General features: G+C 69.4%; 20 protein-coding genes. 11 read left to right on the top strand and 9 right to left on the bottom strand.

Annotated elements, in window-relative coordinates:
• The 3 genes from AX744_RS05020 to AX744_RS05010 form a co-directional block, all read left to right on the top strand.
• On the top strand, positions 1-972 hold a 972-nt coding region (locus AX744_RS05020; protein ID WP_082738406.1), incomplete at its 5' end, for an alpha/beta hydrolase.
• Positions 969-1952: an alpha/beta hydrolase gene (locus tag AX744_RS05015; RefSeq protein ID WP_061015581.1), complete on the top strand. Its 984-nt coding sequence runs from the start codon at positions 969-971 to the stop codon at positions 1950-1952. The genes AX744_RS05020 and AX744_RS05015, both read left to right, overlap by 4 nt.
• Positions 1949-3166 carry a multidrug effflux MFS transporter gene (locus tag AX744_RS05010; RefSeq protein ID WP_231728739.1) on the top strand — a complete coding sequence of 406 codons (1218 nt, stop codon included), beginning with the start codon at positions 1949-1951 and terminating at the stop codon, positions 3164-3166. The genes AX744_RS05015 and AX744_RS05010 overlap by 4 nt, the downstream gene beginning before the upstream one ends.
• Before the next feature lie 9 nt (positions 3167-3175).
• Here AX744_RS05010 and AX744_RS20190 read toward each other — a convergent pair whose 3' ends face one another.
• Positions 3176-3727 (bottom strand): hypothetical protein, encoded by a 552-nt coding sequence (locus tag AX744_RS20190; protein ID WP_061015580.1) that lies wholly within the window; start codon positions 3725-3727, stop codon positions 3176-3178.
• An 81-nt stretch (positions 3728-3808) separates the two neighbouring features.
• Between AX744_RS20190 and AX744_RS05000 the strand changes: the two genes are divergently transcribed.
• A complete protein-coding gene (locus AX744_RS05000; protein WP_061015579.1) occupies positions 3809-4393 on the top strand; it encodes a TetR/AcrR family transcriptional regulator in 585 nt (194 codons plus the stop codon).
• A gap of 113 nt (positions 4394-4506) precedes the next feature.
• On the top strand, positions 4507-6492 hold the full coding sequence (locus AX744_RS04995; protein ID WP_061015578.1) for a primary-amine oxidase: 1986 nt from the start codon (positions 4507-4509) through the stop codon (positions 6490-6492).
• Positions 6493-6567: 75 nt separating this feature from the next.
• Here the strand turns inward: AX744_RS04995 and AX744_RS04990 are convergent, their stop codons facing one another.
• From AX744_RS04990 to AX744_RS04980, 3 genes are read right to left on the bottom strand one after another with little or no spacing between them, the layout of a single operon-like run.
• Complete coding sequence (locus AX744_RS04990) at positions 6568-7233, bottom strand: SDR family oxidoreductase (RefSeq protein WP_058632431.1); 666 nt, start codon at positions 7231-7233, stop codon at positions 6568-6570.
• 36 nt (positions 7234-7269) lie between these two features.
• A complete protein-coding gene (gene murQ / locus AX744_RS04985) occupies positions 7270-8205 on the bottom strand; it encodes an N-acetylmuramic acid 6-phosphate etherase (protein ID WP_082738405.1) in 936 nt (311 codons plus the stop codon).
• A complete protein-coding gene (locus AX744_RS04980; protein WP_058632419.1) occupies positions 8195-9091 on the bottom strand; it encodes an N-acetylglucosamine kinase in 897 nt (298 codons plus the stop codon). The genes murQ and AX744_RS04980 overlap by 11 nt, the downstream gene beginning before the upstream one ends.
• Positions 9092-9210: 119 nt before the next feature.
• Here AX744_RS04980 and AX744_RS04975 point away from each other — a divergent pair, with 119 nt between their 5' ends.
• Together AX744_RS04975 and AX744_RS04970 are read left to right on the top strand one after the other, a co-directional pair.
• Positions 9211-10068: a MurR/RpiR family transcriptional regulator gene (locus tag AX744_RS04975; protein ID WP_058632418.1), complete on the top strand. Its 858-nt coding sequence runs from the start codon at positions 9211-9213 to the stop codon at positions 10066-10068.
• 60 nt (positions 10069-10128) lie between these two features.
• Positions 10129-11577, top strand: coding sequence for an HNH endonuclease signature motif containing protein (locus AX744_RS04970; RefSeq protein WP_061015576.1), 1449 nt, complete (start codon positions 10129-10131; stop codon positions 11575-11577).
• Between the two features lie 65 nt (positions 11578-11642).
• On the opposite strand, the gene AX744_RS04965 is transcribed toward AX744_RS04970, so the two are convergent.
• From AX744_RS04965 to AX744_RS04945, 5 genes are all read right to left on the bottom strand, one after another.
• Positions 11643-11891 (bottom strand): hypothetical protein, encoded by a 249-nt coding sequence (locus AX744_RS04965; RefSeq protein WP_058632415.1) that lies wholly within the window; start codon positions 11889-11891, stop codon positions 11643-11645.
• A 123-nt stretch (positions 11892-12014) separates the two neighbouring features.
• The gene (locus AX744_RS04960; RefSeq protein ID WP_058632414.1) at positions 12015-13130 is read right to left on the bottom strand and encodes a substrate-binding domain-containing protein; all 1116 of its coding nucleotides are present in this window, start codon (positions 13128-13130) and stop codon (positions 12015-12017) included.
• A gap of 62 nt (positions 13131-13192) precedes the next feature.
• A complete protein-coding gene (gene mmsB / locus AX744_RS04955) occupies positions 13193-14563 on the bottom strand; it encodes a multiple monosaccharide ABC transporter permease (RefSeq protein WP_058632413.1) in 1371 nt (456 codons plus the stop codon).
• Positions 14560-16101 carry a multiple monosaccharide ABC transporter ATP-binding protein gene (gene mmsA / locus AX744_RS04950; protein WP_058632412.1) on the bottom strand — a complete coding sequence of 514 codons (1542 nt, stop codon included), beginning with the start codon at positions 16099-16101 and terminating at the stop codon, positions 14560-14562. Before mmsA ends, mmsB begins: the two co-directional genes overlap by 4 nt.
• Before the next feature lie 241 nt (positions 16102-16342).
• The gene (locus AX744_RS04945) at positions 16343-17356 is read right to left on the bottom strand and encodes a LacI family DNA-binding transcriptional regulator (protein WP_046749709.1); all 1014 of its coding nucleotides are present in this window, start codon (positions 17354-17356) and stop codon (positions 16343-16345) included.
• Positions 17357-17537: 181 nt separating this feature from the next.
• On the opposite strand from AX744_RS04945, the gene AX744_RS04940 reads away from it, so the two are divergent.
• The 4 genes from AX744_RS04940 to AX744_RS04925 all read left to right on the top strand — a co-directional run.
• Positions 17538-19025 carry an amidohydrolase family protein gene (locus tag AX744_RS04940; protein WP_061015575.1) on the top strand — a complete coding sequence of 496 codons (1488 nt, stop codon included), beginning with the start codon at positions 17538-17540 and terminating at the stop codon, positions 19023-19025.
• Positions 19022-20368, top strand: a complete 1347-nt coding sequence (locus tag AX744_RS04935) for a serine hydrolase domain-containing protein (protein WP_061015574.1) — start codon at positions 19022-19024, stop codon at positions 20366-20368. Before AX744_RS04940 ends, AX744_RS04935 begins: the two co-directional genes overlap by 4 nt.
• Before the next feature lie 142 nt (positions 20369-20510).
• A complete protein-coding gene (locus AX744_RS04930) occupies positions 20511-21899 on the top strand; it encodes a serine hydrolase domain-containing protein (protein WP_061015573.1) in 1389 nt (462 codons plus the stop codon).
• A partial coding sequence (locus AX744_RS04925; RefSeq protein WP_197429153.1) for a serine hydrolase occupies positions 21896-22373 on the top strand: 478 nt, incomplete at its 3' end. The genes AX744_RS04930 and AX744_RS04925, both read left to right, overlap by 4 nt.

Here is a 22373-nt window from a genome sequence, read left to right as displayed (position 1 = left end):
ACCCTCACCCCCGTGCCGTTCGACCCCGAGGTGCAGGCCGTGCTCGATGAGCTCGACAGGAACCCGCAGCCGGCGCTGACCCGCGACACCCTCCCGCGCGAGGGCACCGACCGCATGTTCCCCGACAACGACGCCGTGATCGCCGGACGTGCGATCGAGTGGGAGGACCGGATGATCCCCGGCCCCGCCGGCGCCCCTGACATCGAGATCACGGTGTTCCGTCCCGTCGGCACCGCGCACGAGGTGCTCCCCGGCTTCGTGAACATCCACGGTGGGGGCATGATCGTCGGACACCGCTCCTGGGAGACCGGCCGCGTGGTCGACATCGTCGCCGAGCACCACGTCGTCGCAGTGAACGTCGAGTACCGTCTCGCGCCGGAGGACCCTTTCCCGGCCGGAGTCGAAGACTGCTACGCCGCCTTCCTCTGGGTGCACGCCCACGCCGCCGACCTCGGGATCGACCCCGATCGCATCGTGGTCGGAGGCGGCAGCGCCGGTGGTGGCCTCACGGCGGCCGTCGCGCTGATGGCCCGCGACCGGCGCGGACCGGTCATGGCAGGGCAGCTGCTGCTGTGCCCGATGATCGACAACACGAACACCACCGTCGCGAGCCGCCAGTACGACGGCATCGGCACCTGGCAGCGGGAGATGAACCTGCTCGCCTGGTCGTGCGTGCTCGGCGACGACCTCGCCTTCAGCCCGGAAGCCCCGGCGTACGCCGCTCCGAGCCGTGCGACCGACCTCGCCTCCCTCCCACCCGCCTTCATCGAGGTCGGCGAGGCGGAGGCCTTCCGCGACGAGGACACCGAGTACGCGCTTCGCATCTGGGCCACCGGCGGTCAGGCGGAGTTGCACGTGTGGGGCGGTGGCGCGCACGGCTTCGACATGTACATGCCGGATGCCGAGATCTCGCGCGCGGCCCTCGCCACCCGCGCCTCCTGGCTGCGCCGGATCTGGCTGGAAGCCCGATGACCGCCCCCGCGCCGGTGCCGTACGACCCCGCGCTCGTCCCGGGGCTGACCGCGTTCGTCGACCTCGTCGAGGTGATCCCGCTGCGCGCCGAGACGATCCACGCCAACCGCGACCACTTCGCGACGATCATCCCGCCCATGGCGACACAGGCCGCCGGGCGGGCGGTCGCCTGGGAGGATCGGACCATCCCCGGCCCCGACGGCGCCCCCGACATCGAGGTCACGATCGTCCGCCCGACCGCACCCGCGTATGCACCGGCGCCGGCCGTGCTGTCGATCCACGGCGGCGGCATGGTCCTCGGCACCCGGTTCTTCGGCACGGGCGAGCTCATCGACCTCGCGGAACGCCACGGCGTGATCGGCGTCGCCGTCGAGTACCGCCTCGCCCCCGAGCATCCCGGTCCCGCACAGGCGGAGGACTGCTACGCGGCATTGGAGTGGATGGCCGCGCACGCCGACGAGCTCGGCATCGACCCGGACCGCATCATCGCCTCCGGCATGAGCGCGGGCGGCGGGCTCTCCGCTGCCGTCGCCCTGATGACACGCGACCGCGGCGGCCCACGCCTGGCAGGACAGCTGCTCGGCTGCCCGATGCTCGACGACCGCAACGACACCGTCTCCAGTCGCCAGTACGACGGGTTCGGCGCCTGGGATCGCCACAACAACGACACGGCCTGGAACGCCATCACCGGATCCGACCGCGGCACGGACCGGGTCTCCCCGTACACCTCGCCCGCGCGCGCCGACGACCTGTCCGGCCTCGCGCCCGCGTTCATCGAGGTCGGAGCGGCCGAGACGTTCCGAGACGAGGCGGTCGACTACGCCCTGCGCATCTGGGCGACGGGAGGTCGCGCGGAGCTGCACGTCTGGGCCGGCGGCTATCACGGGTTCTCCGGCTTCTCCCCCGAAGCGGAGGTCTCACGGGCGGCCGTCGCCGCTCGCGACAGCTGGCTGCGGCGCACCCTGCGCCTGGACGGATGAGCATCACCTCGTCCGGACCGACCCCGCGCCCGCGGATGGGCACGCTGCGGGCCATGCTCGTGCTCGGCATGCTGGAGGCGTTCGGTCCGCTGTCGATGGATCTGTATCTGCCCCAGCTGCCGCAGCTCGCCGCGTCCCTCGACACCACCGAGGCGCTCGCTCAGGCGACGATGTCGGCGTGCATGATCGGCCTCGGCCTCGGCCAGCTCGTCGCCGGGCCGCTCAGCGATCGTCTCGGCAGGAGGCTCCCGCTCATGGTGGGCGTCTCGGCCTTCGCCGTGCTCTCCCTCCTGTGTGCTCTCGCCCCGACGATCGAGGTCCTGCTGGTGGTCCGCTTCCTGCAGGGTCTCGCGGGGTCGGCCGGCATCGTGATCTGCCTCGCAATCGCCCGCGACCAGTTCGAGGGCGTCGAGCTGTCGCGCATGCTGTCGCTGTTGTTCCTGGTCTCGGGCACCGCGCCGATCGTCGCACCCGTGGTCGGCGGTCAGCTCGCGCTGATCATGGATTGGCGAGGCATCTTCGGCGTGCTCAGCGCGGTGGGTGTCGTGCTGCTCCTGGTCGTCGTGCTCGCCCTGCCGGAGACCCTGCCTGCCGCCGCCCGTCACGGCGGAGGTCTGCGCACGCTCGGACTCCATGCCGGGGCCGTCGTCCGCGATCGTCTGTTCGTGGCCGTGCTGTGCGCCGCAGCAGGAGGCGGTGTCGCCTTCTTCACCTACCTGTCGATGTCGTCGTTCGTGCTGCAGGACGAATTCGGCCTGAGCCCGCAGTCGTTCAGCCTCGCTTTCGCGGCTGGAGCGCTGGCCAGCATCGCCGGCAGCCAGCTCAGCCGTCTCGTGGTCGGCAGATGTGGCCCGCTGCGCGTGTACCTCGGCGGCATCTCGGCCACGCTGGTCGCGACGACCGCATTCCTGGCGCTCGCCCTCTCCGATGTCGGCGTCACGGGCATCGTCGCCGCGTTGATCGGCTTCATGCTGTGCTCGGGGCTGGGTGGCCCCAACGGGCAGACCCTCGCGCTCGCCCACCACGGAGCACGAGCGGGCACCGCCTCTGCCCTGCTCGGCATGTCGACGTTCCTGTTCGGCCCCGCGCTCGCGCCGATCGCCGCGGGAGTCGGCGGCACGAACGCGGTCACGATGGCGGTGACGATGACCGTGGCTGCGGCCGTCGCCGCGGTCGCCGCGTGGGCGTTCGTGCGCCCGGCCGCGGTCGTCTGAGAGCTCCGCTCAGAATCCGAGGCACATGACAGCGACGCCGGCAGCCATCGCCCACGACTCGACGGTGAGCAGACGCGCCGTGCGACCTCGATGCACGGGAGCGACGAACCACTCCGCGACGACCGTCCACAGCACGACCCCGACGACTCCGACCAGCACGAGCACCGACAGCACTCCCGACAGCCCGTGCCCGCCGTGACCGGACGACACGGATGCCGAGGCGCCTCCTCCGACCGGATCTGCCGCCACCACTCCGTCGAACGCGCACATCGCCATCACCAGGGAGACCAGCGCTCGATGACAGCAGCTCGCCGCCGCCGCCGTGCCGCGCACCCCCATCGTGCCCACCATGGCCGAGACCAGCAGCACGGCACCCAGGACGAGCCCGACCAGCGGGTTGCGGCCGTCGGTCGCCGCGAGCGCGAGCATGGCTGCAGCCATGATGAGCGACGCCTGCCGCCCCTGCCAGGGCACGGCGCGCCAGAGCGCCGCTGTAGCGGCGGCGGAGACGATCGCCGCCGCGGCCATCAGCCACGGTGCTGCGGGGAGGAGGTGAACCACAGCCGCAGTATATTGATCAATCGCTCAATAACGCTAGACCGCAATGCCGCAGGTCTCGACGCCATGCGCCAGGATGGAGTCATGCCCCGCATCGTCGACCACGATGAGCGCCGCAGGCAGATCGCCGAGGCGCTGCTCGCCGTCGCCGCTCGCGACGGACACGAGAGCGTGTCATCGCGGGCGGTCGCGAAGGAGCTGGGCGTCGCGACGGGTGCACTCTGGCACTACTTCGACGGCTTCGACGAGGTCGTCCGCGCAGCCGCGGCCGAGGTGACCCGGCGCACCGAGGAGCGCATCGCCGCGGCCACGGCAGGACTTCGCGGCCTCCCCCGCCTCCACGCACTCATGCGCGAGGTGCTCCCGATCGATGAGCGCACCCGCACCGAGGCGCACGTCGTGGTCGGATTCTGGGGGCGCCTCGCAGCACTCGCCCCCGCGCCGGACGCGGCGGTACCCACCCTCGCCACCTGGCAGGAGAGCACCCGGCTCGCGCTGCGCGAGGCGGTCGAGGACGGCGAGCTGCGCACCGACACCCCGACCGAGACGATCGTGACGCTGCTGCGCTCCATCACCTACGGGCAGCAGATCGTCGAGGTCACGGAGCCGCAGTCCGCCGCCGCGCACCTCGCCGTGCTCGACGCCGCGCTCGCCCCCTGGCGCGCCTGAGACCCGCCTCCGCACGCCTCGTCGGGAAGACGCCCCGTTGCGAAGGACGGGCTGTCGGCCCTATCATCGTGCCAACCCGTTTATTGAGCAGTCGCTCGAAAATAGTGAGGTCGATGATGTCCCACCATGCTCCGCAGCCCGTGTCGATCGGGAAGATCGCCGCTCCGCACCCGCACGATCCCCTCACCGGAACCGAGATCGCCGCCGCCCGTGAGGTGCTCGACGCCGCTGGTCTGATGACGGCGACCACCCGCGTGCCGATGCTGCTCCCCGACGAGCCCACCAAGGACGAGCTCGCGACGTGGACCGCCGGATCCGCCGTCGACCGCCGCGTCGACGTGACACTGCTCGACATCGCCACCGGGATCGCCACGGAGGTCGTGGTCTCGATCACCCGTCGTGAGGTGCTGCGCACGCACCGGGTGCCGAACGACGCCCCGCCCTACGGACAGCCGCAGTATCTGTTCGAGGAGTACGAGCGCGCGGAAAGCATCGCGAAGGCCTCGCCGGAATGGCAGGCCGCGATGAAGCGTCGGGGGCTCGAGGAGCACATGGCTCTCGCCTTCTGCGGCCCCCTCGCTCCCGGATACACCGGGCGTGCCGACGAGGTGGGCCGCCGGGTGATCCGCTCGCTGACGTTCCTCAAGTACGACGAGCACGACTCCCCGTGGGCGCACCCGGTCGAAGGCCTCATCGTGCACATCGACCTCACCTCGAACAGCGTGATCCGCGTCGAGGACCATGGCGACGTGCCCGTGCCGGCCGGACACGGCAACTACTACCCCGAAGTGCAGGGCGAGGCGCGCACCACTCTGAAGCCCATCGAGATCACCCAGCCGGAGGGGCCCAGCTTCTCCGTCACCGGGTCGCTCGTGGAGTGGGAGGGCTGGTCGATGCGCGTCGACTTCAACGCCCGCGAGGGACTCGTGCTGCACGACGTCACGTTCCAGGGACGATCCGTGCTGAGCAGGGCGAGCGTTCCGGAGATGGTGGTCCCCTACGGCGACACCGCTCCCGGACGCTTCTGGATCAGCTACTTCGACGCCGGCGAATACCTGCTCGGCAAGAACGCCAACCACCTCGAGCTCGGCTGCGACTGCCTCGGTGTGATCCGGTACGTCGACGGCTACGTCGCCGACGACCACGGCCACCCGGTACGGATCCCGAACGTGATCTGCATGCACGAGGAGGACTACGGCATCCTCTGGAAGCACACCGACCTCGCCGGTCGCTCCGACGTGCGCCGCTCCCGTCGGTTCGTGGTGTCGTACTTCTCCACGATCGGCAACTACGACTACGGCTTCTACTGGAACTTCGGCCTCGACGGCTCGATCGAGGTCGTCGCCAAAGCCACGGGCATCGTGTTCGCCGGTGCGGGTGAACCCGGCGTGCGGCAGCGGCATGCGACCGAACTCGCGCCCGGCGTGTTCGCCCCGGTCCACCAGCACCTGTTCTGTGCGCGCCTCGACGTCGCGATCGACGGCGAGGACAACCGGCTCGTCGAGGTGGATGCCCAGCGCATCCCGATGGGCGCGGACAACCCCTTCGGCAACGCCTTCACATGGTCGGAGACACCGCTGCGCACGGAGTCGGAGGCGCAGCGCGACGCGGACTCCTCTGTGGCGCGGGTCTGGGAGGTGCAGAGCGCCTCGCGGACGAACCACGTCGGCCGACCGACGGCGTACCACCTGATCCCGGAGCCGACCGCGCTGCTGATGGCCGACCCGGAGTCCTCCGTCGCCGCGCGCGCCGCCTTCGCGACGAAGCACCTGTGGGCGACGCGCTTCGAGCCGGGGCAGATCTGGCCGGCCGGTCGCTACCCGAACGCCCATCAGGGCGGCTCCGGACTGCCGGAGTACGCCGCCGCGGACCGTGACATCGACGGACAGGACATCGTGCTCTGGCACACCTTCGGCCTGACGCACTTCCCCCGCCCCGAGGACTGGCCCATCATGCCCGTCGACTACGCCGGCTTCTGGTTCAAGCCCGCAGGGTTCCTCGATCAGAACCCGGCCATGGACGTGCCGGAGTCCTCGCAGGCGCACGGAGGTGCGGCATCGGCCTGCTGCGGCGGAGGGTCTTGCACCTGCGGGCACTGATCCTGCGCCTGCGGAGCCGAGCCTGCAGGGCACAGGCACAGGCACCGCGCTCGCAGGTCGCAGGCCCGGCGTCAGTCAGTACTGCGCCGAGAAGGCCCCGTCGGACTTCAGCAGCTGCCCCGAGATCCAGCGACCCTCGTCGGACACGAGGAACTCCACCACGGCCGCCACATCCGCGGGCCGGCCGAGGCGTCCGAGCGGGGTCATCCCGGCCAGGCCCGTGCGCGTCTCGTCGTCCATCCAGCCGGTGTCGACCGGTCCGGGGTTCAGCACGTTCGCGGAGATCCCCCGGGGGCCGAGCTCGCGCGCCGCGGAGATGACGAGGCGGTCGAGCGCCCCCTTCGACGCGCCGTAGGGGAGGTTGCCGGTCACGTGGTCGCTGGTCAACGCCAGGACCACTCCCCCGTCGTCGCCGACCTGACGTGCGAAGGCCGCGATCAGCAGCAGGGTCGCTCGCGCGTTCACGGCGACGTGCAGATCGAAGCTCTCCGCTGTGGTGTCGAGCACTCCTGACTCCACATCGTGCGCGTGGCTCAGGATGAGCGCGGTGATCGGTCCATGAGTCGCCGTCACCTCCGCGATCAGCGCTTCGGGCCCCTCGACCGTGGAGAGGTCGGCGGGGTGGTCGGCATCGCGCAGGTCGCTGGTGACGACGGTCCAGCCGGCGGCGCGCAGTCGGGGGACGATTCCGGCGGCGATGCTGTCGGCGCGCGCAGCGCCGGTGATCAGAGCGAGGGGCATCCGCATACCGTATCGGACGCGCGGGAAGCGCGCCGATCAGGCGAGCGCGGTGATGGCGTCGCGAAGGATCCCGTCGGCCTCGTCGAGCGCGGACGCCGCAGCATCCGCCGTCGCATCGGCGGCGAGCATCAGCAGCGCGAGCTTGACCGAGCCGTCCGCCGCCTGCAGCGCCGTGGCCGCCCCCGCGGTGTCGACGCCGGACAGCTGCGACACCGTGCGGATCGAACGGGCGTGCAGCTTCTCGTTCGTGGCCAGCAGATCGACCATGACGCCGCGATACGTCTTGCCGAGGTTGATCATCGACAGCGTCGTGAGCATGTTCACGACGAGCTTCTGCGCCGTCCCGGACTTCAGCCGCGTGGACCCGGAGATGAACTCGGGTCCGGTGACGACCTCGATCGCGACCTCGGCCACGGCCCCGATCTCGGAGTCGGCGTTCGACGCTATCGCCACCGTGAACGCGCCGATGCCGCGCGCGTACGTCAGGCCGCCGACGACGTAAGGAGTACGGCCGGAGGCCGAGATGCCCACCACCGTGTCGCGCTCGGTGAGTCCGAGCTCGCGCAGCGACGCCTCGGCGGCCGCGTCGTCGTCCTCGGCGTTCTCGACGGCGGAGCGGATGGCCGTCTCACCACCCGCGATCAGACCGACCACCATCGAGGGGTCCGTGCCGAACGTCGGCGGGCACTCGCTCGCGTCGAGCACGCCGATGCGGCCCGCGGTGCCCGCTCCGATGTAGATGAGGCGTCCGCCGCGACGGAACCGCTCGGTGATGCCGTCGACGGCAGTCGCGATCTCCTCCGCGCGCTCGGCGACGGCTTCCGGCACCCGGCGGTCCTCCGCGTTCATCCGTCGCACGAGCTCGGCCGTGCCGAGCAGGTCGAGGTCGCCCCGCTCCGTCGTCGAGGCCTCGGTGTCGAGGCGCTCCAGCACGGAGAGGAGGGCGGTCAGGCGGGAGTCGTCATTCGGCACGGTGGACGAACCTTTCATGGGGGAGGTCGGTGCGGCGCGCGAGAAGCAGCGCCCCGTCGAGGGCGTCGCCGCGCGCGGGCACGACCCGACGCTCGGCCGCCTGCAGGGACGACGTGAGCTGCTGGCGGAACCAGACGTGGTCGGTCAGACCGCCGTGGATGACGGTGTCGGCGGTGCGCGCGGAAGCGGCGGTGGCCGTCGCCGTGAGCAGACGGACGCCCTCGTCGACGATCGCGGAGGCAGCCGCATCGCCGTTCTGCGCGGCATCGAGCACGAGGGGCGCGAGCGTCGCGAGGCGCCGCGGAAGGGGCTCGCCGCCCGCGAGCCACGCCTGGATGTCGGAGACGTCGCCGACCGGATCGGCGATCGCCGCGGTGAGGACCGTGCTCGGCCCCAGCGAGTCGTTCGCGCGCAGTACGGCGCGCAGCGCTTCCCGTCCGAGCCACGAGCCGCTGCCGAGGTCGCCGAGCTCAGGGCCCCAGCCGTCGACGAGGCGCGCGCCGTCGGAGTCGATGCCCAACGCGGCCGCCCCGGTCCCGGCGATGAGGAGCACGCCGGCGCCGCCGTCGAGGGCTCCCGCATGAGCGGTGACCACGTCGGACGCGACAGCGGTCTGCGCTCCGGTCGCCGCGGCGAGCGATGAGGCCAGATCCCGCGCAGCATCGGGTGCGAGCCATGCGCCGGCCGCACCCACCCCGACCAGCTCCAGACCCTCGTCGCCCGACAGGAGCCGCAGGATGGCCTCGAGCGCGCTCTTCACCCCGCCCGCTGCGGCGAGTCCGGGCGCTCCGACGCCGTCACGCTCGATCCGGCGGTCGGGGCCGGTGACGAGGACGCGGCACCGCGACTTGCCGAGGTCGACGGATGCCGTGACGCGTGCGTCCATGGGCCCTCCTCCGGATCGGCGAAAAAGTCTGTGAAAAGAGCCTACATCGGAAGTAGACTCGGCAAAAAGAATTTACACCTCGCACCTCACACCTCGCACTCACCACGACGGAGGACGGCATGAGCATCCAGTCGACGATCGAGGCGGCAGCATCCACGCTGACCCCTTCCCTCGCCCGCATCGCCCTCGTCGTGCGTGAGAACCCCTCCGTCGTGATCGACAGCACCATCAACGAACTCGCCGCGGAGTGCGACACCTCCGTCGCGTCGGTCGTGCGCTTCTGCCGGGCGATCGGCTTCAGCGGGTACGCCCCGCTGCGCATGGCCCTGGCCTCCGAACTCGGCAAGGAGGCCGCCCAGTTCTCGGCACGGGGCGCCTACGGGTCGGAGATCTCGGAGTCGGACACCCTGCAGGAAGCGGTGTCGAAGGTCGCATCACTCGAACTGCTGGCCATCGAGGAGACCGTCGCGCGGCTCGACTTCGAGGTGCTCGAGGCTGCCGTCGACGCGATCGACCGCGGGGAGCGCGTCCTCCTCTACGGCCTCGGTGCCAGCCGCTTCGTGGCCGAGGACCTCAGCCACAAGCTGCTCCGTGTCGGACGCAACGCCCACATGCCCGCCGACCCCCACGAGGCCGTCGCCGTGTCGGCGCTGCCCACCGCGGGCACGGTCGCCATCGGCTTCTCGCACTCGGGTTCGACCCTCGAGACCGTGCGGTTCCTGGAGACCGCGCGTGCGAGCGGCGCGACCACGGTCGCGGTCACCTCCGCCAAGCACTCTCCGCTCGCCCGCGCGGCCGACCATGCGCTGTTCACCGAGGTGCGCGAGTCGAGCTTCCGCGCGGGGGCGATGGTGAGTCGCATCGCCCAGCTCACCCTCGTGGACTGCCTGTTCCTCGGCGTCGCCAAGCGCCGCTACGCCGAGACGGTCGACGCGCTGCAGCGCACCGGCCAGGCGACCCGAGAGCTTCGCGGCTGAGCGATCTCACCCGAGTGCCGCCGCCGTCGGAATGTCGGTGGCCCATGATGGACTGAGTCCATGAACGCACTGCTCGACGCGACGGACACCCAGATGGCGATGCTCGCCGATCTGGTCGCGTCGCTCGAAGCGGCGGAGGCCACGCTGAGCAGCATGCACGCCGCTCGCGACGGCATGCTGGCGATGGCAGGGCGCCTCGCCGTCGACATCGCCCGCGCCGCGGAGCACCCCGACCGGGGAGACATGGCAATCCGCGCCGTGGCCGCCGAGATCGGGGCCGCACAGCGCGTGAGCGACCGCACGGTGGAACGGCGGATGGCCGACGCCTCCTGGCTGGTCGAACGCTTCCCGGCCGTGTGGCGGGCCCAGGGCGAGGGGCGCATCAGCGCGGCGCATTCGCGCGTCATCGTCGATGCGGGCGCGCACCTCGAGCACGCGGCGGATCGACAGGCGTTCGCTGACGAGGCGGTGGAACTGGCCGCGGGCGAATCCCCCAACCGGCTGCGCAGGCTGGCCCGCCGGCTCGCGGAGCGGTTCCAGGAGCGCACGCTCACCGAGAGGCACCTCGATGCGCGGGAGAGGCGTCGGGTCTGGGTGCGCGACCTCGAAGACGGCATGGCCGAGCTCGGCGTCCAGGCTCCCGCCGTGCTCGTGCACGGTATGTTCGATCGGCTCTCGCAGATGGCTCATGCGGTGAAGCAGCAGAGCGCCGTTGTTGATCAAGGCACCGCTGATGAAGGCACCGCTGATGAAGGCACCGCTGATGTAAGCACCGCTGATGTAAGCACCACCGAGGAGCACGACCGCGAGGCGCGTACGGTCGATCAGCTGCGCACTGACCTGCTGACCGACCTCGTGCTGACCGGAACGCCCACCGGACACGACACCGCCGACGGCCTGCTCGGAGAGATCGAGGCCCGCGTCGAGGTCACGGTTCCGGTGATGACGCTGATGGGCCGCGACGATGCCACACGACAGGGGCTCCCGTTCGTGCCCGGTTCCGTGCCGCCGCGAGCAGGTTCCGTGCCGCCGCCGGCCGAGCTCGACGGTGTGGTTCCGATCGACACGGCGACTGCTCGAGCACTCGCCGGTCTCGCCTCCGGGTGGGATCGGGTGCTCACGCATCCGATCTCCGGCGAGATGCTCGCGGTGGATCGCTACCGACCGAACGCGCGGCTGCGACGGCACCTTCGAGCCCGAGATCAACGCTGCCGATTCCCCGGGTGCGGGATCGTCGCCCGAAAATGCGACCTCGACCACAATCATGCGGCCTCGAGCGGCGGTGCCACCTGCGAATCGAACCTCTCCGCGTTCTGCCGACGACATCACATGCTCAAACACCATTCCCCCTGGCATGTCGAGCAGCACCACGGTGGCGTCTTGGCATGGACGAGCCCGACCGGGCGCGAGTACATCGACCGCCCACCGCCCCAGAACACGGTGGTGTTCACCGACGAGTCACCGCCAGACGAGCCGGCACCGGACGAGTCAGTTCGCCCGCGCTTCTGAGACACCTCGCAGGAGCACGCCTCAGGAGCACGCCTCAGGAGCACGCCTCAGGAGCACGCTTCTGATCAGCGTGCCGACCTGAACGGACTGCCGCGTACCCAATCGGCCCGTGACAAGTGGAACCGCAGGTACCGCGAATCGGCGCCGAGAAAGCGGGGGTCGGGGTGTTCGATGATCTCGCGCCACCACGAGGCGACTCGATCGACCGTCATGTCCTGGCTCCACCCCGCGTGTGCGCGGAACACCGGATCCTCGGCCCACGACGCGAACGTCTCCGCATCGGCGGGGATCATCGGACGCAGAGCGAGCTTCACACCTTCACCGTAATCATCGGAGCCACCCGACGCGAGCACCCTCGCAACGCGAACGAGCCGCCCGGACCCGAGGGTCCGGACGGCTCGTGTTCCGCGACGACGAGCGTCGCGGAGCGATGTGTCTTACTGGTACGACTTCACGATCTCGAGGAGGCTCGGGACGTTGGCGTAGGCCTCTGCCGCGTTCTCCTTGGTGACGATGATCGGGTCGAGCAGGTAGGCCGGAACGACCTTCACGCCGTTGTCGTACTGCTCGGTGTCGTTGACGTCGACCTCTTCGCCCTTCTGGAGCTGGCCGACCATCTTGATCGACTGCTCGACGAGGAGCGTGGTGTCCTTGTTGATCGTGGAGTACTGGACGCCCTCCATGATCGACTTCACCGACTCGACCTCGGAGTCCTGACCCGTGACCACCGGGACCGGCTTGCCCGCACCCTGCACCGAGGTGATGATGGCGCGAGCGAGGGTGTCATTCGGGGACAGGACGCCGTCGAGCGTCTCGGAGCTGTACGTCGACGTCAGGAGCGAGTCCATGCGGCGCTGAGCGTTCTCCGCCTTCCAGCCCTCGGTCGCCGTCTGGGCGATCTCGGTCTGGCCGGACACGACCTTCAGCGTGCCGTCATCGATCTTCGGCTGCAGCACGTCCATCGCACCGTTGAAGAACACGGCCGAGTTCGCGTCATCGGGCGAGCCCGAGAACAGCTCGATGTTGTACGGAGCCTCGTGACCCGCGCGCTCGGCGAGCCCGTCGAGCAGAGCCTGACCCTGCAGCTGACCGACCTTGAAGTTGTCGAACGCCACGTAGTAGTCGACGGCTTCGGTGTTCTCGATCAGACGGTCGTACGCGATGACCGTGACGCCGGCGTCACGGGCGGCCTCGACCTGGGTGGCGAGCTGCTTGCCGTCCTTCGCGCCGATGATGATGACCTTGGCACCGCCGGTGACCATCGCCTGGATCTGGTTCTGCTGCTCGGCGACCGTGTTGCTGGCCGGCGCGTACTGCACGTCGGCCTTGAACCCGGCCTTCTCGAGACCGTCCGTGAACAGCTGACCGGCGAGAACCCAGTTCTCCGAGGTCTTGTCCGGAAGGGCGACACCGATCGTGGCGTCGGCGGCGAAGCCCTTGGCGGTCTCCTCCCCCGCTCCCGATCCGGTGCCACCGCGCTCCGAGGAGCAGCCGGTGAGGGCGAAGGCGCCCGCGACGACAAGCGCTGTCGCCGACAGAAGAATCTTCTTCATGTGATCTCTTTCTCTGGTGTGTGAAGGTCCAGGTGCGCGTGCGGTACGCGCCTGGGCCCCTACTATCCGCGCGTCTCTTCGACGGCGGGGGCTTCGTACTTCTGGCTGGTGGGGTAGTTCGTCTTGGTCGGATCGAACGTGTCGGTCGCCGGGTCCTGCTTGCGGCCGAATCGACGCGTGAGGAATCCGATGATCGACGGGCGGCCCTGCTGCTTGTTCCAGACGTCGACACCGACGGCGAACAGCAGCACGAGGCCCTTGATCATGGACACCACGTCGGCACCGGCGCCCAGGAGGGCGAGACCGTTGTTGAGGAAGGCCATCACGAGACCACCGATGATCGACCCGATCACGGTTCCGATCCCGCCGGAGACGGCCGCGCCACCGATGAAGACCGAGGCGATCGCATCCAGCTCCCAGCCGTTGCCGTCCTGGGGACCGGAGGCGGTCGCCCTGGCGACGTAGATCATGCCGGCCAGCGACGCGAGCACCGACATGTTCATCATCACGAAGAAGTCGACCCAGCGGTCCTTCACACCCGACAGGCGCGCAGCCTGCCGGTTGCCGCCGACCGCGTAGATGTGGCGACCGAAGACGGTGTTGTTCGTGATGAACGAGTAGAGGATGACCAGGGCGAGCAGGATGATGCCGGAGATCGGGAAGCTGGTGCCCTCGCGCCCGGTGGCGAACAGCCAGCCCGCGATCAGGATCACGGCGGAGATCAGCACGACCTTGGTGACGCTCACCCACGCCGGCGCCATGTCGGCACCCATCTTGCGCTGGATGCGACGCGTGCGGAACTCCCAGAACACGATCCAGGCCACCCCGAGAAGGGCGAGGAGCATCGTGAACACGTTGAACGGCACCGGGATGAACGGCAGCTCGGGCAGGTAGCCGGCACCGATCACCTTGAAGCCCTGCGGCACCGGCACGGACTGCGAGTCGCCGACCCACTGGTTCGCGCCTCGGAAGAACAACATGCCCGCCAGCGTCACGATGAACGCCGGCACCCCGACGTAGGCGACCCAGAACCCCTGCCAGGCACCGACCAGCACGCCGACACCGAGACCGAGCAGGATGCCCAGCGGCCAGGGGAGGTTCCAGTCGGCCATGGCCTTGGCCACGACGATGCCCGTGAACGCGGCGACGGATCCGACGGAGAGGTCGATATGACCCATGATGATGACCATCACCATGCCGATGGCCAGGATCAGGATGTACGAGTACTGGTTGACGACGTTGATCAGGTTGCCGGAGGACAGCGTCAGTCCGGTGCCCTTGAAGATCCACGTCAGCACCTGGAAGACGACCAGGATCACGACGAGGCTGCCGAGGATGCCGAACTGACGGAGGGTCGACTGCCCTCCCCCGAACATCTTCGTGATGTCCTTGAAGTGGAAGCCGCGCTTCGTTGCGGTGGTGTCGGTGGTCATGCGGATGCTTTCTGGTTCGTGGAGGTCATGCTGCGCATGAGGTCCTCGGGTGTCGCCTGATCGGCCGGGATGCAGTCGGTGACCCGACCCTCGAAGACGGTGTAGATGCGGTCGGAGATGCCGAGGAGTTCGGGAAGCTCGCTGGAGATGACGATGACACCCTTGCCCTGGGCGGCGAGCTCGTTGATGATCGCGTAGATCTCGTACTTCGCGCCCACGTCGATGCCGCGGGTCGGCTCGTCGAGGATCAGCAGGTCGGGATCGGTGAACATCCACTTGGCCAGCACGACCTTCTGCTGGTTTCCACCGGAGAGCTTGCCGACGCCCTCTTCGACCGACGGCGTCTTGATGCGCAGCGCCTTGCGGTAGCGCTCAGCCACCGAGAACTCCTCACGGGAGTCGACGACGCCGTTGTGCGCGATCTTGGAGAGCTTCGCCGCGACGATGGACCGCTTGATCGTGTCGAGCAGGTTGAGTCCGAGCACCTTGCGGTCTTCGCTGACGTACGCGAGCCCGTGCTTGATCGCCGAGGCGACGTCGTGCAGGGCGACCTCCTGGCCGTCCTTGATCAGGGTTCCGGAGAGGAAGGTGCCGTACGAGCGCCCGAAGATGCTCATGGCGAACTCGGTGCGACCCGCTCCCATGAGACCGGCGATGCCGACGACCTCGCCGCGGCGCACGTTGATGTTCGAGCCCTTGACGACCATGCGCTCGGGCACGGTCGGGTGCTGCACCCACCAGTCCTTGACCTCGAAGAACACCTCGCCGATCTCGGGGGTGCGATCCGGGTAGCGGCTCTCGAGGGAACGACCGACCATGCCGCGGATGATGCGGTCCTCGTTGATCTCTCCGCGCGAGATGTCGAGCGTCTCGACCGTGCGGCCGTCGCGGATGATGGTGATCTCGTCGGCGATCTGCTCGATCTCGTTGAGCTTGTGGCTGATCATGATCGACGCGATGCCCTTGGCCTTCAGCCCGAGGATCAGGTCGAGCAGATGCTGCGAGTCGTTCTCGTTGAGCGCGGCGGTCGGCTCGTCGAGGATCAGGAGCTTGACGTCCTTGTTGAGCGCCTTCGCGATCTCGATGAGCTGCTGCTTGCCGACGCCGAGGGTCTTGATCTGCGCGTCGGGGTCTTCGCTCAGCCCGACGCGGGCGAGGAGCTCGATGGCCCGCTCCTTCTGAGCCGTCCAGTCGATGCGGCCACCGCGCTGGATCTCATTGCCGAGGAAGATGTTCTCGGTGACCGAGAGCTCGGGGATGAGGGCGAGCTCCTGGTGGATGATCGCGATGCCCGCCTGCTCGCTGGCCGCGATGTCCCTGAACCGCTGCTCCTCGCCGTAGAGCAGGATCTCGCCGTCGTAGGTCCCGTAGGGGTACACCCCGGACAGGACCTTCATCAGGGTCGACTTCCCGGCGCCGTTCTCACCGCAGATCGCGTGGATCTCGCCGGCTCGGACGGTGATGGAGACGTCGGCCAACGCCTTGACCCCGGGGAACTCCTTGGTGATGCTGCGCATCTCCAGGATGGGGCCTGACACGGTAGGCAACGTTGCTGTGGTGCTCACGGATCTTCCTCGCGACGTGCGGTCACCTTCGATGTGACCGTTCACATCGCTATATCGTCGTCTTCGTCGGGACCGCTGTCAAGTCGGCATCGGCATTTCGATTCCGGACCGTGACACTGCCGAGATGCGCGCGATCGCGAGCCCCCGGGCGACAGCGCGGATCGAAAGGATTCGATGGGTTCGCGAGCCTTCGCGCAGCGCCGCCGGGAACGAGTCAGCGGGCGACGGCGGATTCGCGGGCGCGCAGGATCGTCTGCAGCGGACCGAAGGCCGGCACCTGCTCGCCGCGGATCTCCGCGAGCAGGATCCGCACCGCCCGACGACCGAGCTCCGGGAAGTCCTGGTGCACGGTGCTCAACGTCGGAGCGACGTGTGCCGCGACGGGGATGTCGTCGAAGCCGATGACACTCACGTCGTGCGGCACCCGCACCCCCGAATCCCGGAACCCGTGCATCAGACCGATGGCCATCAGGTCGTTCGCAGCGAACACCGCCGTGAAGTCGCGTCGAAGCGAGAGCTCCTTGCCCGCGAAATACCCGAAGTCCGCCGTCCAGTCGCCACGGATGGGCGGGAACGTGGGCAGATCGGCCTCACGCAATCCGTCCAGATAGCCCCGCATGCGCGACTCCGCCTCGATCCAGTCCTGGGGACCGGCCAGGTGCAGGATGTCGCTGTGTCCGAGGGAGATGAGGTGCTCCGTTGCCGCCTTCGCACCGGCCACCTGGTCCGCCGACAGACTCACGCCGTCGGATCCGGACGCCGTCTGCAGCGTCACGAACGGCATGTCGACGGACATGCCGCGCAGGACATGGAAGACCCGCACCTGGGGGGCGAGCACCACGATCCCATCGGCCTGCTCACGCGACAGCTGCCGCACCGCATGGCCGATCGCCTCCGGCGTCGTGTCGGCGAGGTTCAGCGTCGAGACCGAATAGCCCTCCTCCCGCGCCGCATCCTCGATGCCGGCGATGGATGAGGTGGGTCCGAACTCGCCGATCGTCGCGGACAGGATCCCCAGCATGTTCGACTTGCTGGTGACCAGGGCGCGCGCGGCGAGATTGGGCCGGTAGTCGAGGACCGAGATGGCGTCGAGCACCTTCGCCTTCGTCTCTGGCCGGATGCTCGGATGGTCGTTGAGCACGCGGGACACGGTCTGATGCGAGACACCGGCGAGGCGGGCGACGTCGCGGATACTCGGCAGGCGGGCGCGCTCGGAGGCGGTGGACATCACTTGCCTCCTCGCGTGTGCACGGTCACATCCCCAGTACATTATGTCTGTCGACGCCTTCCCGTGCACCTCCCCGTGGACCCGGGGCGCGCAGAACGGGTTGTACGGCGGCACCGGAACCACCATCCGGTTTCGTCGCACCGCACCGGATCGCCCTCGTCCCGCATGGCAGGGTGACAGCGTGGACACTCTGCTGCGCGGCGGGCGCGTCATCGACCCGAAGACGGAGACCGACCGGATCACCGACCTCCTCCTCGCCGACGGGCGCGTGGCGGCTCTCGGCGACGGACTCACGGCGCCAGCCGATGCCGAGGTGGTTGACGCCACCGGTCTCATCGTCGGGCCGGGGTTCGTCGACCTGCACAGCCACGTGCACTCCATCGCGGGACAGCGGCTGCAGGCGATGGACGGCGTCACCACGGCACTCGACCTCGAAGCCGGACTCATGCCCATCGCCGAAGCCCTCGCCCGTGCCGCCGCGGACGGCCGACCGCTGAACTACGGATTCTCGGCCTCCTGGTCGCAGGCGCGGGCGTACGCGCACCTCGACCGGGTGCCCGTCGCCGACTTCACCGCGTCGATGGACCTGCTCGGCAAGCCGGAGTGGCAGCGCTCGTCCTCCCCCGCGGAGCGCCGCCGCTGGCTGGGGTTGTTGGAGGACGAGCTGGGGGCCGGTGCCCTCGGCATCGGCGTGCTCATGGGGTACGCGCCGCGCTCCGATCCGGACGAGTACCTCGACCTCTCTCGCCTCGCCGCCGCCGCGCACGCTCCGACCTTCACGCATGTGCGAGAGCTGATCGAAGCCGACCCCCGCACTCCGATCGACGGCTCTGAGGAGCTCGTCCGCGCCGCCGCCGAGACGGGTGCCGCGATGCACCACTGCCACGTGAACAGCACCTCGCTGCGGCACGTGGACCGCGTGCTGGGGCTGATCGACCGCAGCCGCGCCGCCGGGTCCCGCGTCACGGTCGAGGCCTACCCCTACGGCGCGGGCAGCACCGCGATCGGCGCGTTCTTCCTCGCCCCCGAGAAGCTCCCGGGCCTGGGCATCACCCCGAGCTCGCTGGTGCTCGTGGACACCGGCGAGCGCATCGCCGACGAAGCCCGGCTGCGGGAGGTGCGGGCGACCGACCCCGGAGCGACCTGCATCGTGACGTTCCTCGACGAGGCCGATCCGTTCGACCGCGCGCACCTGCACCGCGCACTCGCCTACCCCGACGCGATCGTGGCGAGCGACGCGATGCCGGTCTCCTGGACGGGGATCGACGGCCGCACGCTGTACGAGCAGCGCGACTGGCCGCTCCCTGCCGGTGGGCACACGCATCCGCGCACCGCCGGCACGTTCGCCAAGTCGCTCCGGCTCATGGTGCTCGAGAGCGGCACGTGGAGCTGGCTCGACGCCTTCCGCCGCTGCTCCTTCCTGCCCGCGCGCGTGCTGGACGAGGTCTCATCCGGGATGCGAAGCAAGGGGCATCTGACCGTCGGAGCGGATGCGGACGTGGTGGTGATCGACCCGACGACGCTGAGCGACAGGGCGACCTACGCCGATCCGACCCGACCGTCGCAGGGCGTACGGGAGCTGTTCGTGCACGGCACTCGCGTCGTGCACGAAGGAGAGCTCGTGACCGCTGCGCTTCCGGGGCGCGCCGTACGGGGGGATGCATCATGAGCACAACACAGGGGACGAGCGCAGACCTGCAGGGGTTCCTCGATGAGACGGCCGCTGCCCTGAACGTGCCTGGCGCGGTCGTCGGGGTGATCGACGGGGACAGGGAGATCGTCTCGACGACCGGTGTCGCGGCGGTCGACACGGGCGCAGCCGTGACGGAGCGCACCCTGTTCCAGATCGGCTCCACGTCGAAGACCTTCACCGGGACGGTCGCGATGCATCTGGTCGAGACCGGGGCCATCGACCTCGATACCCGCGTGATCGAGGTGCTCCCCGACTTCCGGCTCGCCGACGAGGAGGCGCTGGCTGAGCTGCGCATCCGGCACCTCCTCACCCACTCCGGCGGCTTCCTCGGCGATGCGGATGAGCGCCCCGGGTGGGACGACGATGCCCTCGCCCGCAACGTCGCGACCTTCGCCGAGCTCCCGCAGCTCTTCCCTCCCGGCACCATCGCTTCGTACAGCAACGCGGGAATCCGGTTGCTCGGCCATGTGATCGAGCGGGTCACCGGCGAGACGTTCGAACGTGCCGTGCAGCGCGTCGTGCTCGATCCTCTGGGCTTGTCGGAGACGTTCTTCTTCCCCTGGGATGTGATCGCCCGCCCGCACGCGGTGGGTCACGTCCCCGACGGGTCAGGAGCGATGACGACGTTCCCGCACTGGCCGCTGACCCGTGACATCGCACCGGAGGGCGGGATCGTGTCGTCCGTACGCGATCAGCTCGCATACGCCCGCTTCCAGATGCGCGGCGAGACCTCGGGAACGACGCCGGTCAGCGACGCCACGCGACTCCTGATGCAGCAGCCCCACCTCGCGGCCGGCCCGCCCGTCGATGCGATCGGTCTGCCGTGGCTGCTCGGCCATCACGGTTCGGCGCGGGTCGTGATGCACGGAGGGAACATCGCCGACACGCAGCTCAGCGAATTCGTCCTCGCCCCCGACGAAGACCTCGCGGTCACGGTCCTGACCAACAGCGGTGGCGGGAAAGCGCTGGGGACGGCCGTCGTCGACTGGTGCTTCCGCAACCTTCGCGGCATCGAGAAGGCGCCGGAGAAGGTCGAGCTCGGCCCCGCGGACAGGCTCGACGACGTGGTGGGCATCTACGACGCCGGGCAGTGGCACTACGACGTGACCCGCGCGGGTGATGCTCTCGAGTTCGCGATGGTGCTGCGCGCGGACATCGCCGCGCTCGGCATCCCTCCGCGGCCGCCCCTGCGACTGCGTGTGCGTGCCGACGGCGCCCTGATCACGGATGCCGCCCAGCCCGTCGGTCGTCTCCTCGACGAGACGGAAGGCGGCCCCGAACTGCTCCATGTGGGCCTGCGCGCCGTGCGGCGGCGCTGACTCGGGGAACGTTCGTCCGGCCGCACCAAGGTCTGCGCAAGTCTCGTCGCCGGGAACCAACGAGGCGTCGGATCGCCCGAATAGTCTCGGCCCCATCGCCGTCGCCCGAAGACGACGGCCCACTCGACGAAGAGGAGCGCACGTGTCCGACCTGAACCAAATCGGCAGCTGGGTGCGGGAGAACCTTCCCACGATGCTGGCCGACGCGCATATCCCTGCCGCATCCGTCGCGATCCTGGCCGGTGGCGAGATCTTCACCACCGCAGCCGGGATCCTCAATCGCAACACCGGCGTCGAAGCCGACGAGGACTCGGTCTTCCAGATCGGGTCCATCACGAAGACCTGGACGGCCACGCTGATCATGCAGCTCGTCGACGAGGGTCTGCTCGACCTCGACGCCCCGGTGCGCGAGGTGGTGCCGGAGTTCACGATCGGCGACGACACGGCGGCGAGCGCGATCACCCCTCGTCAGCTGCTGAGCCACGTGAGCGGGTTCGAGGGCGACCTGTTCAACGACACCGGAGTGGGCGACGACGCGGTGGAGAAGTACCTCGCGACGATCGCCGACGCCCCGCAGCTCTTCGCTCCCGGCGAGCGGTTCTCGTACAACAACGCCGCGTTCGTGGTGCTCGGCCGCATCGTCGAAGTGCTGCGCGGCACGTCCTACGATCAGGCGCTGCGTACCCACCTCGCTGCTCCCCTGGGGCTCACTCACGTCGCCACCACGGCCGCGGAGGCGATCATGTTCCGCGCGGCGCTCGGGCACATCCCCGCGGAGGGCAGCGACGAACCCGTGCCGGCGCCGGTGTGGAGCCTGGTGCGCTCGAACGCCCCCGCGGGATCGATGCTCGCCATGACGGCGCGAGACCTGGTGACCTACGCCCGCATGCATCTGGACGGCGGCGTCGCCGCCGACGGCACAAGGGTGCTCTCGGAGCAGAGCGTGCTGGCCATGCAGGAACGGCAGGTCGACCTGCCCGAACTCGGACTGATGGGCGACGCCTGGGGTCTGGGCTGGGAGATCTTCGACTGGGACGGCGGACCCGTGATCGGCCACGACGGTGGCACGATCGGCCAGAACGCATTCCTGCGCATGGTGCCGGGCGCGGGAGTCGCGGTGGCGGTGCTCACGAACGGCGGACGCACGGTCGATGCGTACCATGCCATCACGTCGAAGGTGCTGGCCGCCCTCGCCGGGGTCACGGTCCCGGAGCTGCCGTCGATCCCCGACTCCCCGGTCGCGATCGACCTCGAGCGCGTCCTCGGCACGTACTCGTCGTCGGTCTCCGACTCCACCGTGCGGGTCGACGACGATGGCCGCATCTGGCTGGAACGCACCATGAAGGGGATCTTCGCCGAACTGGGGCCGGCACCGGAGCCCGTCGAGCTGATCGGCTGGGCCGGCGACACCCTGCTCCCCCGCGAAGCGCAGAACGGGATGCGCATGCCGCACGCCTTCGTCGGCGACGACGGCAGCGGACGTGCTCTGTACCTGCACACCGGACGAGCCGACCGCCGGGTGGACGCATGAGCAGCATCGCGGCCGCCGTACCGGAAACGGACACGACGGGCGTCGAACGACGGATCGCCGAGATCTTCGCAGAGGCAGGAGCCACGGGCTTCCTCCATGCCAGGGAGATCGGTGTCGAGGGCGGTCCTGAAGTGACCGTTGGCGCCGATGAGCCGGTGGTGCTCGCCTCGGTCTTCAAGATCCTGGTGCTGACCGCTTTCGTCCGCGCGGTCGCCGCGGGAGAGCTCGACCCCGCGGCGCGCACGACCGTGACGGCGCGCTACCGCATCGGAGGGGTGGGCACGGCCGGCTTCGCGGACGACGTGGAGATGAGCTGGCGCGATCTGGCCCTGAACATGATGACCATGAGCGACAACGCGGCGACCGACGTCATCTACCACCGCCTGGGCGCAGAGGCCATCAATCGCGTCATCTCCGACCTCGCGCTGCGGCAGACCCAGCTCGTGGGATGCTGCGAAGACCTGTTCGCCTCGG

Source organism: Microbacterium sp. CCH5-D1 (genome assembly GCF_001557335.1).
Classification (GTDB): domain Bacteria; phylum Actinomycetota; class Actinomycetes; order Actinomycetales; family Microbacteriaceae; genus Microbacterium; species Microbacterium oxydans.
The sequence above is the reverse complement of the archived record's forward strand: the minus strand, read 5'-3'. Positions and strand labels throughout refer to the sequence as shown.

Coding starts and splice junctions, on each gene's coding strand:
- AX744_RS05015 (WP_061015581.1), top strand. CDS start 969: ATGACCGCCCCCGCGCCGGTGCCGTACGACCCCGCGCTCGTCCCGGGG.
- AX744_RS05010 (WP_231728739.1), top strand. CDS start 1,949: ATGAGCATCACCTCGTCCGGACCGACCCCGCGCCCGCGGATGGGCACG.
- AX744_RS05000 (WP_061015579.1), top strand. CDS start 3,809: ATGCCCCGCATCGTCGACCACGATGAGCGCCGCAGGCAGATCGCCGAG.
- AX744_RS04995 (WP_061015578.1), top strand. CDS start 4,507: ATGATGTCCCACCATGCTCCGCAGCCCGTGTCGATCGGGAAGATCGCC.
- AX744_RS04990 (WP_058632431.1), bottom strand. CDS start 7,233: ATGCCCCTCGCTCTGATCACCGGCGCTGCGCGCGCCGACAGCATCGCC.
- AX744_RS04980 (WP_058632419.1), bottom strand. CDS start 9,091: ATGGACGCACGCGTCACGGCATCCGTCGACCTCGGCAAGTCGCGGTGC.
- AX744_RS04975 (WP_058632418.1), top strand. CDS start 9,211: ATGAGCATCCAGTCGACGATCGAGGCGGCAGCATCCACGCTGACCCCT.
- AX744_RS04970 (WP_061015576.1), top strand. CDS start 10,129: ATGAACGCACTGCTCGACGCGACGGACACCCAGATGGCGATGCTCGCC.
- AX744_RS04960 (WP_058632414.1), bottom strand. CDS start 13,130: ATGAAGAAGATTCTTCTGTCGGCGACAGCGCTTGTCGTCGCGGGCGCC.
- mmsB (WP_058632413.1), bottom strand. CDS start 14,563: ATGACCACCGACACCACCGCAACGAAGCGCGGCTTCCACTTCAAGGAC.
- AX744_RS04945 (WP_046749709.1), bottom strand. CDS start 17,356: ATGTCCACCGCCTCCGAGCGCGCCCGCCTGCCGAGTATCCGCGACGTC.
- AX744_RS04935 (WP_061015574.1), top strand. CDS start 19,022: ATGAGCACAACACAGGGGACGAGCGCAGACCTGCAGGGGTTCCTCGAT.